We start from the raw sequence: 13998 nt of genomic DNA on the forward strand, positions 1-13998 counted from the left end.
CGGGGCAGGGCAGCGCCAGCCGCGCATATTAGACCAAAGTCATAATCCCAATTGCTCGGTCCTCAGGACAGGCGCTTTCTGTCAGATTCCGTGCCGATAGCCGGTTTGAGTCCGTATCCGGAGGAGGGTGCGGGCGTCGATCCCCCGGCATCGAGGGCATTTGGGAGGAACACTCATGGCAATGGCACAGACCGCCGGCAGGACAGGCCGCGGCATGACGCGGGAGGAGAAGAAGGTCATCTTCGCCTCGTCGCTCGGCACCGTCTTCGAATGGTACGATTTCTATCTCTACGGATCGCTGGCCGCCTTCATCGGCGCCACCTTCTTCACGCAATATCCGGAAGCGACCCGCAACATCTTCGCGCTGCTGGCGTTTGCCGCCGGCTTCCTGGTGCGCCCGTTCGGCGCGCTGGTCTTCGGCCGCATCGGCGACCTCGTCGGCCGCAAATACACCTTCCTGGTCACCATCCTCATCATGGGCCTGTCGACTTTCCTGGTCGGTATTCTCCCTGGAGCGGCAACATGGGGCATCGCGGCGCCTGTCATCCTGATCGCACTGCGCATGCTGCAAGGCCTGGCGCTCGGCGGTGAATATGGCGGTGCCGCGACTTATGTCGCCGAGCACGCGCCCGACGATCGTCGTGGCTACTACACCTCGTGGATCCAGACCACGGCGACGCTTGGCCTGTTCCTGTCGCTGATCGTCATCCTGATCGTGCAGAGCTGGCTCGGCAAGGAAGCCTTCGCCGCTTGGGGCTGGCGCGTTCCGTTCATCCTGTCCTTCGTCCTGCTCGGCATTTCGGTGTGGATCCGGCTTTCGCTGTCGGAATCGCCGACCTTCCAGCGCATGAAGGAAGAGGGCAAGGGCTCCAAGGCGCCGCTGTCGGAAGCCTTCGGCCAGTGGAAGAACGCCAAGATCGCGCTTCTCGCTTTGTTCGGCCTCACCGCCGGCCAGGCCGTTGTCTGGTATTCCGGCCAGTTCTACGCACTGTTCTTCCTGCAGAACGTGCTCAAGGTCGACGCCTACTCGGTCAACATCATGATCGCTATCGCGCTGGCGCTGGGCTCCATCTTCTTCGTCGTGTTCGGCTGGCTGTCCGACAAGATCGGCCGCAAGCCGATCATCATGGCTGGCCTGGCGCTCGCCATCGTCACCTACTTCCCGCTGTTCAAGGCGTTGACCTGGGCCGCCAATCCGGCGCTGGCCACCGCACAGCAGAACACACGGGCGACGGTGACCGCCGCTCCGGGCGACTGCAAGTTCCAGTTCAACCCGGTGGGCACGGCAAAGTTCACGACATCCTGCGACATCGCAACCTCGTTCCTTACCAAGAACTCGGTTCCGTATGACGTCGTGACCACGGCCGCACCGGGCACCGCGGCCACGGTCAAGATCGGCAAGGAGACGGTCGAATCCTACGACGCCGTCGCCGCCGGCGATCAGGCCAAGGCCAAGGACGGCGCCTTCTCGAAGGCGGTGAACATCGCCCTGCACGACGGCGGCTATCCGCTGGTGCGTGCCGCCGCCAAGGTGGCGGACCAGAAGCTGGACGCCTTCGTGACGGCCAATCCGGAGCTGAAGCTCGACGCTGCCGCCATTCGCGGCGGCGAGAAGACCGCCGTTCCGGCCGCCCAGGCGGTGAAGGACAAGCTGATCACGCAGGAAGAGGCCGGCAGTGCCGCTGACGTCACCGTCTACAGCGTTCCTGCCGCCGGCGCCTTCTCGATGGTGGCTGACCCCGCAGCCGTGAACTGGCCGATGGTCATCGGCATCCTGTTCATCCTCGTCCTCTATGTGACGATGGTGTACGGGCCGATCGCGGCGATCCTGGTCGAGATGTTCCCGACCCGCATCCGCTACACCGGCATGTCGCTGCCTTATCACATCGGCAATGGCTGGTTCGGCGGTCTGCTTCCGGCAACCGTGTTCGCGCTCAGTGCGGCCAAGGGCGATATCTATTACGGCCTCTGGTACCCGATCGTGTTCGCGGCCATGTCGCTCATCATCGGCACGCTCTTCGTCAAGGATACGCTGGGCACCGATCTGAACGCCAAGGATTGAGCATTCGCTTCGTCAAAAGAAAGCCCGGCGCGGGAAACCGCGCCGGGCTTTCTGCTTGAATCGGACTGTCAGCCTGCTTGCCTATGAGGCTGAAATCACGGACTTCTTACGCGATGAGATCGCGCACCATCGGTATGACCTTCGAGCCGTAAAGTTCGATGGAGTGCATCATCTTCTCGTGCGGCAGCGGGCCGGACGAATATTTCATCTGGAAGCGCGAAGCCCCCAGTCCCTTCACGGTCGCCGCTATCTTGCGCGCCACCGTTTCGGGCGAGCCGACATAAAGCGAACCGAGATCGGCCTCCGAATTGAAGGAGGCCCGTGAGGTCGGCGGCCAGCCGCGTTCGCCGCCGATGCGGTCGTGCATCTTCTTGTAATGCGGCCAAAGCTCCTCGCGCGCCTGTTCGTCGGTATCGGCGACATAGCCCGGCGAATGCACGCCGATTGGCTGCTTTGCGCCGCCAAGCTGGTCGAGCGCCTGGTGATAGAGATCGACATAAGGCCGGAAGCGCTGCGGGTTGCCGCCGATGATGGCCAGCATCAAGGGCAGGTTGTAACGCGCTGCACGCACGACGGATTCCGGGCTGCCGCCGACGCCGATCCATGTCTTCAGCGTGCCGGTCTCGATCGGCGGATAGACGGACTGGTCCTTGAGCGGCGGCCGGATCGAACCCTGCCAGCTGACCGGCTCGCCCTTCAGGAGCGCCGCGAACAGGTCGAGCTTTTCGGTGAACAGCGTTTCATAGTCGCTGAGCTGGAAACCGAACAGCGGGAAGGATTCGGTGAAGGAGCCACGCCCGAGGATGACTTCGGCGCGGCCGTTGGACAGCGCATCCACGGTGGAAAACCGCTGGAAGACCCGGATCGGATCATCGGAACTCAGCACCGTCACCGCCGAGCCCAGCTTGATGCGGTTCGTGCGCGTGGCGATGCCGGCCAATACGGTCTCGGGCGTGGAAACGGCGAAGTCGTTGCGGTGGTGCTCGCCGACGCCGATGAAATCGATGCCGAGCTGATCGGCCAGCACGGCCTCATCGACGACATTGCGGATGACCTCGGCCTGCGGCAGCAGAGCGCCGTCGTCGTCAGCGGTGACGTCGCCAAACGTATCCAGCCCGAATTCGACGGTGTTCGACATGGAAACCTCTATTTCTGGTTGCCGGATAGGGGATCCGGTGGAGGGCGGGTGATGTTCGCTTCGGCAAGACGCACCATCGGCGCGGAGCGGCGAACGATCAATTCAAAGGTTCAGATAGGCGAGTGGAGGGAATATGCCCACTTGCGGCGCCGAGTACGGACCGTTCACCCTTGGTTGACGACAGCGCCGCCACGCTTGCCGCGAACTCCGCCCGTATCCAGTCCGCGAAGATGCGGGCCGGTTCGCTGAGCTTCGACAGATTGCGGGCGACGAGGAAATAACCGCCGGAATTGAGTTCGGTGGCGAATGGCCTGATCAGCGTGCCGGCGGCCAGTTCGTCCTGCATGTAGAGAAGGTCGACCAAAGCGACGCCATGGCCGAGCAAGGCCGCCTGCTTGGACAGCGCCATGTCGGCATACATCGGACCCGGAGCCCGCACGTCTGCCTCCTCTTCGCCGGCCAGGCGAAACCAGTTCTTCCAGTGTTCGCGGCTTTCCTCGTGCAAAAGCGTGAAGCGGCGCAGGTCGCCCGGCTTTTCGATCGGCGCACCGTTTGCCAGCAGAACCGGCGCCACCACCGGCGTCTCATAGGCGTAGGCGAGGCGTTCCGCTTCGCTGTTTGCCCAACTGGTGTTGTGGAAGGAGAACCGCAACGCCAGCTCGGCCTGCTCGGCGCGGAATTCGATCAGCCGAGGGTCGACGTCCAGCACCACATCGATGTCCGGATTGGCGCGCCGGAAGCGGTCCAGCCGCGGGATCAGCCAGCAGGAGGCCAGCGAGGCGTCGGAGCTCACCCTGGCCGTCTTGGTCTGGCAGCGTGCGGCGATATCGGCCAGCATTCTCTCGATGCCGTCGAAACTGGCGGTCAACTGCGTGAGCAGGGCCTTGCCCGTCTCGGTCAGCACCACCTTGCGGTGCAGGCGCTCGAACAGCGGGGTCGACAGCGTGGTTTCCAGTTCGCGGATTTGGCGGCTGATTGCCGCCTGCGAAACGTGCAGTTCCTCGGCGGCGCGGCTGAAGCTCGTGTGACGGCCGGCGACCTCGAAGGATCGCAGGGCGGTGAGGGGCAGGCGGCTGCGCTTCATTCGCATAACCTCAGGTTATTCGAAGGCAGAAATATACTCGTTTGAACATAAGCGCCAGCAGGCGTTGATTCCGGTCATGAAACCGATTTGCCAGACCGGAGTGATTGTGATGTCACAGATCATCCAGGCGCTTCTCGATGCGCTGACGCTCGCCACTTTTCAGAACTTGAAGCACCGGCCGGACGACAAGGACACCTATGTGCGCAGGCGTCCGCAGCGCCACGACAGGCTGTAGGCGCATGATTGGCCGGCATGGCGGCGATAGAGCTATCCGTTGTCCGACGACCGATCGCCGATCCAGTATCTGGGGCCGGGGCCGAGGGCTCCGGCCTTGTCATGCGGGTTCACCAGCCGGCATCGTTCGAGTGAGAGACAGCCGCAACTGATGCATTCGGCGAGACCGGTCTTCAGCCGCTGCAACTCGGCGATGCGCTCGTCGATCCGCGCCGACCACGGGCCGGATAACAGTGACCAGTCGCCTCCCTTCGGCACATGGTCGGTCGGCAGCTTGTCCAGTTCGTCATGGATTTCCGCCAGCGACATACCGAGCCGCTGCGCGAAGACGATGAAGGCGAGGCGGCGCAAGGTGGCGCGCGTGAAGCGGCGGTGGCCCTTGCCGATGCGTTCGGAGGCGATCAGGCCGCGCTCCTCGTAATAACGAAGCGCCGATGCCGCCACGCCGCTGCGGCGCGACAACTGGTTGATGGTGAGTGTCGGTTCCATCCCAACTTTGTCCCACATTTTTCGCTTGACCTCAAGTTGACTTGAACTTGTAGCACGTCGATCGAGCCGCAAATGATCGATTTAACGGCGCCGCAAGAAGGAAAACTCCCGTGGACAAGCAGGTTCCCAACACGCCCGACATCCAGAAATTCGTCGCCGATCGGGCGCGGGACTGGATGGAATGGTCCGGCACGAAGCTGGTCGACGTGCTCAACGAGGACGATGTGCCGCTCTCCAAGCTTGGCGCGATCGGCTTCGTGCGGGCACCCAAGGGCGCAACCAGCGACTTCGAGTTCGCATATGACGAGGTGCTGATCGTCACCAGAGGCCGCTGCACCGTCGCCAGCCGCGGCGAATGGCAGACTGCAGGCCCGGGCGAAGTGCTTTATCTGCCCGCCGGCACGCCCGGCTCGTTCAACGCCATCGAGGATGTGGAACTGGTCTATGTCGCCTCGTCACCCTATGGCGAGGTCAATCGGCCATCAAGGCGGTGCTGCTCGAGGCGGCTCGACCCGAGGCTGCTCAGTGAGTGCGGAGTTAGCCATGTCGCGACGCATCGTGCAGATCTCGTCCTTCGATATCCTGCCGGGCAAGCTCGAGCAGTTCAAGGACGCTATTCGCAAGGCGGTCGCCTTCGCCGAGGCGAACGGACCGCAACTCGTCGTCGAGACCTTTGTCGATGACGAGGCCATGCGCGCCCACAGCTTGCAGATCATGCCGAGTTCGGAAGCCATCCTGGAGCATTGGCGCATAGCCGATCCGCACATCCGCGATGTCATGGAAAGCTGCGTCATGCGCCGGCTCGACGTCTATGGCCAGCCGAGCGAGGAGGTGATACTCGGCCTGCTGTCCTTGATCGAACAAGGCGTGCCGGTCACCATCACGCCAGGTTTTGTCGGGTTCCGGCGCGGTTGATACCGGTGTAGCCGTTGCGAAACGCGCTGCGTCGGGCCATCTACAGCGGATGATTGGGCGAGCGCGATACCGGCGATGAACAACGACGCTGACGGGCATGGCCGCGAATGCGGGCATCAGCACGGCGAGGTTGGTGCGTCCACACCACGCGGCCGCAACTGGGCCGGGCCCTGGCGCCGGACGCCGGGCAGGCTGGCGGGCACCGCCCTGGTGCGGTTCTACCAACTGACCTTGTCCGGTTTCGTCGGCAATTCATGCCGGCACATGCCGACCTGTTCGGAATACGCCTATGAGGCGATCGCCCGCCATGGCCTGTGGGCCGGCGGCTGGATGGGGCTGTTCAGGGTCATGCGCTGCGGCCCCGGCGGCACGCATGGCATCGACAACGTGCCGGTCAAGCTCGCGCCGGATCTCCACTGGTGGGCGTTCTGGCGCTTTTGGCGTGTCGGCAAGCGGCACGCCGGCGAGCAGGGCTGAAGCGTCCCTGCGACAGCAGGGGCCATTTCATTGCCGCAAGCGCCAATCGCCAACACTCCGGCTTTACGACGCCGCTATCTGCCCCTAAAAGACCGCTCGCCGCCGGACGTTTCCGGCAATCAACCACCCGCGTTCGTTTGCGGGACTGGATAGGAGAAGAACGTTGCTGAATTCCGTTTCCCTGACATTTCCTGATGGTTCCGTCCGCGAATACGACGCGGCGATGACCGGTGCAGGCCTGGCCGAGTCGATCTCGAAGTCGCTCGCCAAGAAGGCCGTGGCCTACAGCGTCGATGGCCAGTTGTGTGATCTTTCCGATCCGCTCGGCAAGTCCGGCAAGGTCGAGATCGTCACCCGCGACGACCCGCGCGCGCTGGAATTGATCCGCCACGACACCGCCCATGTGCTGGCAGAGGCCGTGCAGGAATTGTGGCCGGGCACCCAGGTCACCATCGGTCCCGTCATCGACAACGGCTTCTACTACGATTTCGCGCGCAACGAGCCCTTCACGCCTGAGGACTTTCCGACGATCGAGAAGAAGATGCGCGAGATCATCGCGCGCAACAGGCCCTTCACCAAGGAAGTCTGGTCGCGCGACCGTGCCAAGAAGGTATTCCGCGACAAGGGCGAGAGCTACAAGCTCGAGCTGATCGATGCGATCCCCGAGGACCAGGACCTCAAGATTTATGCCCAGGGCGAGTGGTTTGACCTGTGCCGCGGTCCACATATGGCCTCGACCGGCCAGATCGGCAGCGCCTTCAAGCTGATGAAGGTTGCCGGCGCTTATTGGCGCGGCGACGCCAACAACCCGATGCTGACGCGCATCTACGGCACCGCCTGGGCAGACCAGGCGCAGCTCGACGCCTACATCCACATGCTGGAGGAGGCGGAAAAGCGCGACCATCGCAAGCTCGGTCGCGAGATGGACCTGTTCCATTTCCAGGAGGAAGGCCCCGGCGTCGTCTTCTGGCACGCCAAGGGCTGGAAGATGTTCCAGAACCTGGTTTCTTACATGCGCCGTCGGCTGGGCGAACAGGGCTATCAGGAAGTCAACGCTCCGCAGGTGCTCGACAAGAGCCTGTGGGAGACTTCCGGGCACTGGGGTTGGTATCGCGATGCCATGTTCAAGGTGACGGTGGCCGGCGACGACACCGACGACGACCGTGTTTTCGCGCTGAAGCCGATGAACTGCCCGGGTCACGTGCAGATTTTCAAGCACGGGCTGAAATCCTACCGCGATCTGCCTGTAAAGCTTGCTGAATTCGGCAATGTGCATCGCTACGAGCCGTCGGGCGCACTGCACGGGCTGATGCGCGTGCGCGGCTTCACGCAGGACGACGCCCATATCTTCTGCACCGAGGAGCAACTCGCCGCCGAGTGCCTGCGCATCAACGACCTGATCCTGTCGACCTATGCCGATTTCGGCTTCGATGAGATCAGCGTGAAGCTGTCGACCCGTCCCGACAAGCGGGTCGGTTCCGACGAGGCGTGGGATCACGCCGAGGAGATCATGTCGAAGGTGCTGGCGACGATCCAGCAGCGATCCGGCAATCGCATCAAGACGTCGATCAATCCGGGCGAGGGCGCGTTCTACGGGCCGAAGTTCGAATATGTGTTGAAGGACGCGATCGGCCGCGAATGGCAGTGCGGCACCACGCAGGTCGACTTCAACCTGCCGGAGCGCTTCGGCGCTTTCTACATCGGCTCGGACTCCGAGAAGAAGCAGCCGGTCATGGTGCATCGCGCCATCTGCGGCTCGATGGAACGCTTCCTCGGCATCCTGATCGAGAACTATTCGGGCCATTTCCCGCTCTGGTTCGCGCCGTTGCAGGTGGTGGTGGCGACGATCACCTCCGAAGCCGATGCCTATGCCGAAAAGGTGGTGGAACGGCTCAAGGCGGCCGGGCTGTCGGCCGAGGCCGATCTGCGCAACGAGAAGATCAACTACAAGGTTCGCGAGCATTCGCTGGCCAAGGTTCCGGTCATTCTCGTCTGCGGCAAGCGCGAGGCGGAAGAAGAGACCGTCAACGTGCGCCGCCTGGGCTCACGCGACCAGCAGTCGCTGACGCTGGCCGAGGCGGTGACCGCGCTAGCGGACGAGGCGACGCCTCCCGACCTGAAACGCAAGAAGCTCGCCTGACTCAATAGCTTCCAGCGAACGGCGGTGGGGATCCACCGCCGTTTTCACATCGGCGTCACGCAAGACGATTAAATGACAGGCCTATGATGAAGTTCAGATCGCGCGAAAGACCCTTTCCGGAACTGTCTTACGCCAATGCCGGACAGCCGGTTTTCACGCGCTGGTTCATCCGCTCGGTCGAAGGCCTGTCGGGGCGCGATCGTTTCGCAGCACTCTACGATCTTTGGCGCCGCAACATCGTGCCGACCGGAGACCGCGTCTTCGGCCGAATGCTCGACCTGATCGACGTGGGCATGCGCTGCGCCGACCAATGGCCACCGGTCGACCTTCCCGATGCTCCATTGGTTATCGTCGCCAACCACCCCTACGGCATCGGCGACGGCATTGCTGTCCTGTCGCTGGCCGAGAAGCTCGGACGGCCATTTCGCGTCATGATCCACAAGGATCTGTTGCGGATCCGCGAAATGGAGCCTTATTCGCTCCCCGTCGATTTTTCGGAGACCAAGGAGGCGGTGAAAGCCAACATGGCCGTGCGCCACGAAGCGATGCGGCTCCTGAAGGAAGGGGTGACCATCGTCATCTTCCCGGCTGGCGGCGTCGCGACTGCTCCCAAAGGATTTGGCCGCGCTCAGGACCTGCCGTGGAAGATGTTTCCGGCACGGCTCGTGCAAGAAGCCAAGGCGGCGGTCATTCCGATGCATTTTTCCGGGCAGAACGGGCGGCTTTTTCATCTCGTCAGCCGGCCGATGAACCTGGCCGAGCGCGAGGGGCGGTTGGCGCGTCTCGTCGGAAAGGCTTCTCTGACGCTCAGGATATCGCTGCTGATCCGCGAATTCGCGCGCCTGTCGGGTCGCGCGATCGAGGTTCGTATCGGCAAGACGTTGCCGCCCGAGGAATTCGAGCCGCTGCGCGATCGCAAGATCCTGCTGGCCAGGCTCCATCGCGCGGTCTTCGATCTGGCACCTTCGCAGCCGGAGCGACGCGCCAAGTTCCTGCCGCGCCGGTTCCGTCGCGCGGCAGCCTGAGGTCACGCTGAAATCACGATTGCCGGGATCAGTCGGCGCCTTCGGCAGGGTCGACGGCCGACGCCTCCGACGCCACGACCTCGACTTCGCCGTTCTTGCCGGCGTCGACGGTGAGGTCTTTCTGGTAGATGCGGTCGCGGTTCTTGGCGATGATGGTGTAGTTGCCTTCGGCCAGCACCATGGGTGCGAAGGCGCCGACGGCTTCCTTGATCGAATCGCCCGATTCGTTGAGCACCGACCATGACGTGTCGGCCAGCGCCTCGCCGCCGGGCTCACGCACCAGCTTCAAGGTGATCTCGGCCGCCCGGTGTTCGACCGTGGCTTCCGTCAGCTTGCCCGCCTCGACCCGGATGTCGGAGCGGATGACGGCATTGATCGAACCATAGTTGGAAACGACGTGGTAGACGCCGGCATTGAGCCGCACCACCGAATTCGGCTGCACGTTGCGGATGATCAGCGCCTTCTCGTCGTCCTTGCCCGAGCGGCTCTCATAGATCGAGAAGCGCAGCTTGTCGGAAGGGATACGGATGCCGCCGGCAAGCGTGGCATCGAGTTTGAGCCCGCCGGCATCGAGCACGAGGTTTTCGCGTTTGGGTTCGCGCCCGACCGTGATGCGCTTGGTGGCGCCGGCGCGGCCGTAGGAAGCGTGCACCAGATAGCTGCCGGGTTCCAGTTGGAAGGCCGCCGTCCCACCACGCGCAGAGGCGACCAGCGGCAGCTTGCCGTCAGTGCCGGGCTCGGGCTTGAAGACGCGCCAGACCAGGCCGCGCGTGATGTCTTCGCCCTTGTCGGTCAGTTGCGCGCTGAGCTGGATATCGCCTTCGCCGCGCGCAAGTTGGCCCTCGCCACGCGGTGCCGCATAGGTCGACATGCCGGGCAATTTGAGCTTGTCGAGCGCGTCGGCGTCCTTGGCATGGGCGGTCGCCGCCAGCGCCACGCAAAGCGTGGCCCCCAGCGCGGTCGGCAAAAGACGACGAAGCCCGAAGAACATGCCTTGCGTTGAAGCCCAAGGCGGTGGCAATTTCAAGGCTGAAGAGTCTCCGGTCGACCGGATATCGCTCTTTTGCGGCGCCGCCGGCGCCGTCGCCAAAGCTGCCGATATGCCGATCGCGCGCTTCAGCCCACAACCGAATCCAGGAGCACAGCGCCCGTGAAGCAGCCGATCCTCGACTACCTGTTGACCAGAAACTCCGCTCCCATCCCTGAACTGAAGGCGCCGGCGCCCTCGGATGCCGAAATCGCCACCATCATCGCCGCCGCCTCTCGCGTCCCGGACCATGGCAAACTGGAGCCGTGGCGCTTCATCCTCTATCGCGGTGAAACCAGGGTCGAGGTTGGCAAGCAGCTTGCCGCGCTGGCGGAAAGCCGGGAAGGGCCATTGAGCGATGTGCGGCGCGATCAGGAGCTCGCGCGGTTCTCGCGCGCGCCGCTGGTGATCGGCATCGTCTCCGTGCCCAAGGCGCACCCCAAGATCCCGGAATGGGAAAAATTCCTGTCCGGCGGCATGGCCGCGATGAACCTGATGATGGCCGCCAATGCGCTCGGCTACGGCACCAACATGATCAGCAACTGGTATTCCGATGTCCCCGAGGGCCGGGCGCTGCTCGGTCTGGCGCCCGACGAGCGGGTCATCGGCTTCGTGCATATCGGTACCTTCGCCGGCACCGCGCCGGAGCGCCCGCGACCCGATCCGGCCAAGCTCTATGCGGATTACGCCGGTCCGTGGAAGCCGACCGCCGGCTGATGCCGGGGAGGGGCGTCGCTAGACCGCGACGCCAGCGGCTTTGGCCCGCGCCAGCAGGCGTTCGGCCAGCCGCAGATGCGGCCGGTCGTACATCTTGCCGTCGATGCCGACCACGCCTGGATCGCCGGCCGCGGCAAAGGCGGCGACGATCGCCGCGGACCGTTCGACCGCCTCGCGCGACGGGGTGAAGGCCTTGTTGATGACCGGCACCTGGGCGGGATGGATGGCCATCTTGGCTGTGAAGCCGTCACGTTCGGCTTCCACGCATTCGGCCTCGAACGCGGCCATGTCGCTGAAATTGGGAAACACCGTGTCCACGGCGGCCACTTCGGCTGAGGATGCCGCCAAAAGCGTCAGCGCGCGCGCCAGCCGGAAGACATCGGTGTAGTGGCCGTTGCCGTCGCGCGCCTGGCGGGCGCCGATCGCCGCCGAAAGGTCTTCCGCGCCCCAGGTCAGCCCGGACAGCCGGCTGCCGGTGCCGGCATAGGTCGACGCGGCAAGCACGCCCGCGGCCGTCTCGGTGATGATTGGCAGGATGCGGATGGCCCCGTCGGGCAGGCCGAAGCGCGCTTCATGGACGCGCAGCTTGGCCGACAAGTGCTGGACATCCTGCCCGCTATTCGATTTCGGCAACATAATGCCGTCGGGCTGCGCGCCGACCAGCGCCGCCAGGTCGTCGTCGATCAGTCCCGACGTCAGATCGTTGACCCGTACATAGATGGCCGCTTTCGTAGCAGCGCGATGCTCGGCGATGAAGCTTGAGGCTACCGCGCGCGCCGCGGCCTTGTTCTGCGGCGCCACCGAATCCTCGAGATCGACGATGACGACGTCCGCTTGAGATGCGAATCCCTTCTCCAGCTTGCGCTCGGAATCGCCTGGAACGAACAGCAGGGAGCGCATTCAGGCCGGCCTTTTCAGCATCATCGCCTGCCGGATGCATTTGGCGACCAGCACATTGCTCTGGTTGTAGGCGCGGTGCTCGAACTCGACGATGCCGCGATCGGGCTTCGATTTCGATTCGCGAACCGAGACCACCGTCGTTTCGACGCGGATCGTGTCGCCGTGAAAGACGGGATGCGGAAAGATGGTTTCCTTCATGCCGAGATTGGCCACCGTGGTGCCGACGGTAAGGTCGTTGACGGCAATCCCGATCATCAGGCCGAGCGTGAACAGCGAGTTGACCAGCGGCCGGCCCCATTCGGTCTTGGACGCGAAGTCGAAGTCGATGTGCAACGGCTGCGGATTGAGCGTCATCACCGAAAACAGCATGTTGTCGCTTTCGGTCACGGTCTTGCGCAGCGTGTGCTGGAAAACCCGGTCGACGGTGAATTCCTCCAGATAGAGCCCGGCCATGTCGATCCTCCGTTTCCTGCTTGATAGGCTTAGCCAACAGCCCCCGCAAGCTGGTTAAGAATTATGGTGAACGCTTCGTAAACCATTTCTGCCTAACGTCTTTTCAGGGTTGCCGGATGGGGTCCGGTGCGAGTGCAAGTGGGTGGATATGGTTGTTTCTCATTTCCTCAAATGGGTTGCCACGGCGAAGGTCTCCGAGCGCGCCGCGGCCGCGAGTGCGCTGGCCCGTGCCTATGTCAACCGCGACCTGCCGTTCGAGGATCGTTGCGCCGCCGAGGCGGCACTGACATTCCTGCTCGACGATGCCTCGTCCAAGGTGCGGGCCGCGATGGCCGAGGCGCTGTCGATGAGCCATCATGCGCCGATCCAGATCATCGCGGCACTGGCCTCCGACCAGCCCGAAGTGGCCGCGGTGGTTCTGGCCCGCTCGCCATTGCTGACCGACGCCGACCTGATCGATCGTGTCGCCGCCGGCCAGAAGGCGACGCAGAAGCTCATTGCCGACCGGCCCTCCGTCTCCATGACCGTTGCTGCCGCGATCGCCGAGATCGGCGAAGCCGAGGCGTGCTTGACGCTTCTTGCGAACCACGGCGCCGTTATCGCCTCGATGAGCTACAGGCGCATCGCCGAGCGGCACGGCCATCTGCCGGCGCTTCGCGAGGCGCTGATCGCCCACGAGACCTTGCCCGCGGACTGCCGCCACATGCTGCTCGTCAAGCTGGGCGAGGCGCTCCGGGGGGCTCCGCTGGTGCTTGCCTTGATGGGAACGGCGCGGGCCGAACGCGTCATGCGCGATGCCTGCATCAAGGCCTCCGTCACCCTTATTGACGGCACCCAGGCAGTCGAACACCGCGCATTGGTCGAGCATCTGCGGCTGCGAGGCGATTTGACGGCCTCATTCATCATTCGCACCGTCGCTCACGGCAAGGTCGACTTCTTCGGCGCCGCGCTGGTGGCGCTCACCGGACAATCGGAGCAGCGGGTGAGCGCGCTTCTGGCCGGCGGCAACGACGTTGCGCTGCTAGCGCTGTTTGCGTCCGCCGGTCTTTCCAAGGCAACGCATGGCATCATCCTGCAGGCACTCAAGATCTGGCGCGAGGTTGCCAATGGCAAGCGCGTCGCCGGCGTACAGGAAGTCAGCTGGCTGATGCTGAAGGAGTTGGGTGGGCAGGGCGCCGAGGGCGACTTGGCCGCGCTGGTGAAGTCGATCCACCTCGATGCGCTGCGTCAGAACGCGCGCGGTCATGCATTGGCCATCGCCGCCGCCTAATCTTGGCTGACAGGCATCGGCTATGGATGACGCGGGACCATGCATCGACCGAATTGGATTTTTGTCA

14 protein-coding genes and 1 pseudogene are annotated in these 13998 nt (G+C 63.8%); 9 read left to right on the forward strand and 6 right to left on the reverse strand.

Annotated elements, in window-relative coordinates; translation table 11 throughout:
- The first annotated feature begins 175 nt into the window (after positions 1-175).
- On the forward strand, positions 176-2062 hold the full coding sequence (locus tag QFZ88_RS25010) for an MFS transporter (protein ID WP_024924794.1): 1887 nt from the start codon (positions 176-178) through the stop codon (positions 2060-2062).
- A gap of 106 nt (positions 2063-2168) precedes the next feature.
- On the opposite strand, the gene QFZ88_RS25015 is transcribed toward QFZ88_RS25010, so the two are convergent.
- Positions 2169-3200: an LLM class flavin-dependent oxidoreductase gene (locus QFZ88_RS25015; RefSeq protein ID WP_024924795.1), complete on the reverse strand. Its 1032-nt coding sequence runs from the start codon at positions 3198-3200 to the stop codon at positions 2169-2171.
- Positions 3201-3297: 97 nt separating this feature from the next.
- Positions 3298-4284: a LysR substrate-binding domain-containing protein gene (locus QFZ88_RS25020; RefSeq protein ID WP_024924796.1), complete on the reverse strand. Its 987-nt coding sequence runs from the start codon at positions 4282-4284 to the stop codon at positions 3298-3300.
- 109 nt (positions 4285-4393) lie between these two features.
- On the opposite strand from QFZ88_RS25020, the gene QFZ88_RS25025 reads away from it, so the two are divergent.
- Positions 4394-4519: a hypothetical protein gene (locus QFZ88_RS25025; RefSeq protein WP_275040852.1), complete on the forward strand. Its 126-nt coding sequence runs from the start codon at positions 4394-4396 to the stop codon at positions 4517-4519.
- Between the two features lie 32 nt (positions 4520-4551).
- On the opposite strand, the gene soxR is transcribed toward QFZ88_RS25025, so the two are convergent.
- On the reverse strand, positions 4552-5007 hold the full coding sequence (gene soxR / locus QFZ88_RS25030; protein ID WP_024924797.1) for a redox-sensitive transcriptional activator SoxR: 456 nt from the start codon (positions 5005-5007) through the stop codon (positions 4552-4554).
- A 176-nt stretch (positions 5008-5183) separates the two neighbouring features.
- Between soxR and QFZ88_RS29595 the strand changes: the two are divergent.
- From QFZ88_RS29595 to QFZ88_RS25050, 5 genes and pseudogenes are all read left to right on the forward strand, one after another.
- Positions 5184-5447: pseudogene (locus tag QFZ88_RS29595) on the forward strand (AraC family ligand binding domain-containing protein); the annotation flags it as partial.
- Positions 5448-5550: 103 nt separating this feature from the next.
- Positions 5551-5922: a hypothetical protein gene (locus QFZ88_RS25035; RefSeq protein WP_024924798.1), complete on the forward strand. Its 372-nt coding sequence runs from the start codon at positions 5551-5553 to the stop codon at positions 5920-5922.
- Positions 5923-5997: 75 nt separating this feature from the next.
- Positions 5998-6399 (forward strand): membrane protein insertion efficiency factor YidD, encoded by a 402-nt coding sequence (gene yidD, locus QFZ88_RS25040; RefSeq protein WP_024924799.1) that lies wholly within the window; start codon positions 5998-6000, stop codon positions 6397-6399.
- A 163-nt stretch (positions 6400-6562) separates the two neighbouring features.
- On the forward strand, positions 6563-8539 hold the full coding sequence (gene thrS / locus QFZ88_RS25045; protein WP_024924800.1) for a threonine--tRNA ligase: 1977 nt from the start codon (positions 6563-6565) through the stop codon (positions 8537-8539).
- Between the two features lie 83 nt (positions 8540-8622).
- The gene (locus QFZ88_RS25050; protein WP_024924801.1) at positions 8623-9564 is read left to right on the forward strand and encodes a lysophospholipid acyltransferase family protein; all 942 of its coding nucleotides are present in this window, start codon (positions 8623-8625) and stop codon (positions 9562-9564) included.
- A gap of 28 nt (positions 9565-9592) precedes the next feature.
- Here QFZ88_RS25050 and QFZ88_RS25055 read toward each other — a convergent pair whose 3' ends face one another.
- The gene (locus QFZ88_RS25055; RefSeq protein WP_024924802.1) at positions 9593-10555 is read right to left on the reverse strand and encodes a hypothetical protein; all 963 of its coding nucleotides are present in this window, start codon (positions 10553-10555) and stop codon (positions 9593-9595) included.
- Positions 10556-10714: 159 nt separating this feature from the next.
- Between QFZ88_RS25055 and QFZ88_RS25060 the strand changes: the two genes are divergently transcribed.
- Positions 10715-11308 carry a nitroreductase family protein gene (locus QFZ88_RS25060; protein ID WP_024924803.1) on the forward strand — a complete coding sequence of 198 codons (594 nt, stop codon included), beginning with the start codon at positions 10715-10717 and terminating at the stop codon, positions 11306-11308.
- Positions 11309-11326: 18 nt separating this feature from the next.
- On the opposite strand, the gene QFZ88_RS25065 is transcribed toward QFZ88_RS25060, so the two are convergent.
- Both QFZ88_RS25065 and QFZ88_RS25070 read right to left on the reverse strand, forming a co-directional pair.
- Positions 11327-12208 (reverse strand): HpcH/HpaI aldolase/citrate lyase family protein, encoded by an 882-nt coding sequence (locus QFZ88_RS25065; RefSeq protein ID WP_024924804.1) that lies wholly within the window; start codon positions 12206-12208, stop codon positions 11327-11329.
- Positions 12209-12661, reverse strand: a complete 453-nt coding sequence (locus QFZ88_RS25070; RefSeq protein ID WP_024924805.1) for a MaoC family dehydratase — start codon at positions 12659-12661, stop codon at positions 12209-12211.
- A gap of 148 nt (positions 12662-12809) precedes the next feature.
- Here QFZ88_RS25070 and QFZ88_RS25075 point away from each other — a divergent pair, with 148 nt between their 5' ends.
- Complete coding sequence (locus QFZ88_RS25075; RefSeq protein ID WP_024924806.1) at positions 12810-13931, forward strand: DUF2336 domain-containing protein; 1122 nt, start codon at positions 12810-12812, stop codon at positions 13929-13931.
- Positions 13932-13998: the final 67 nt, after the last annotated feature.

It is taken from the genome of Mesorhizobium sp. YL-MeA3-2017, from assembly GCF_030814575.1.
GTDB classification, from domain to species: Bacteria; Pseudomonadota; Alphaproteobacteria; order Rhizobiales; family Rhizobiaceae; genus Mesorhizobium; species Mesorhizobium terrae.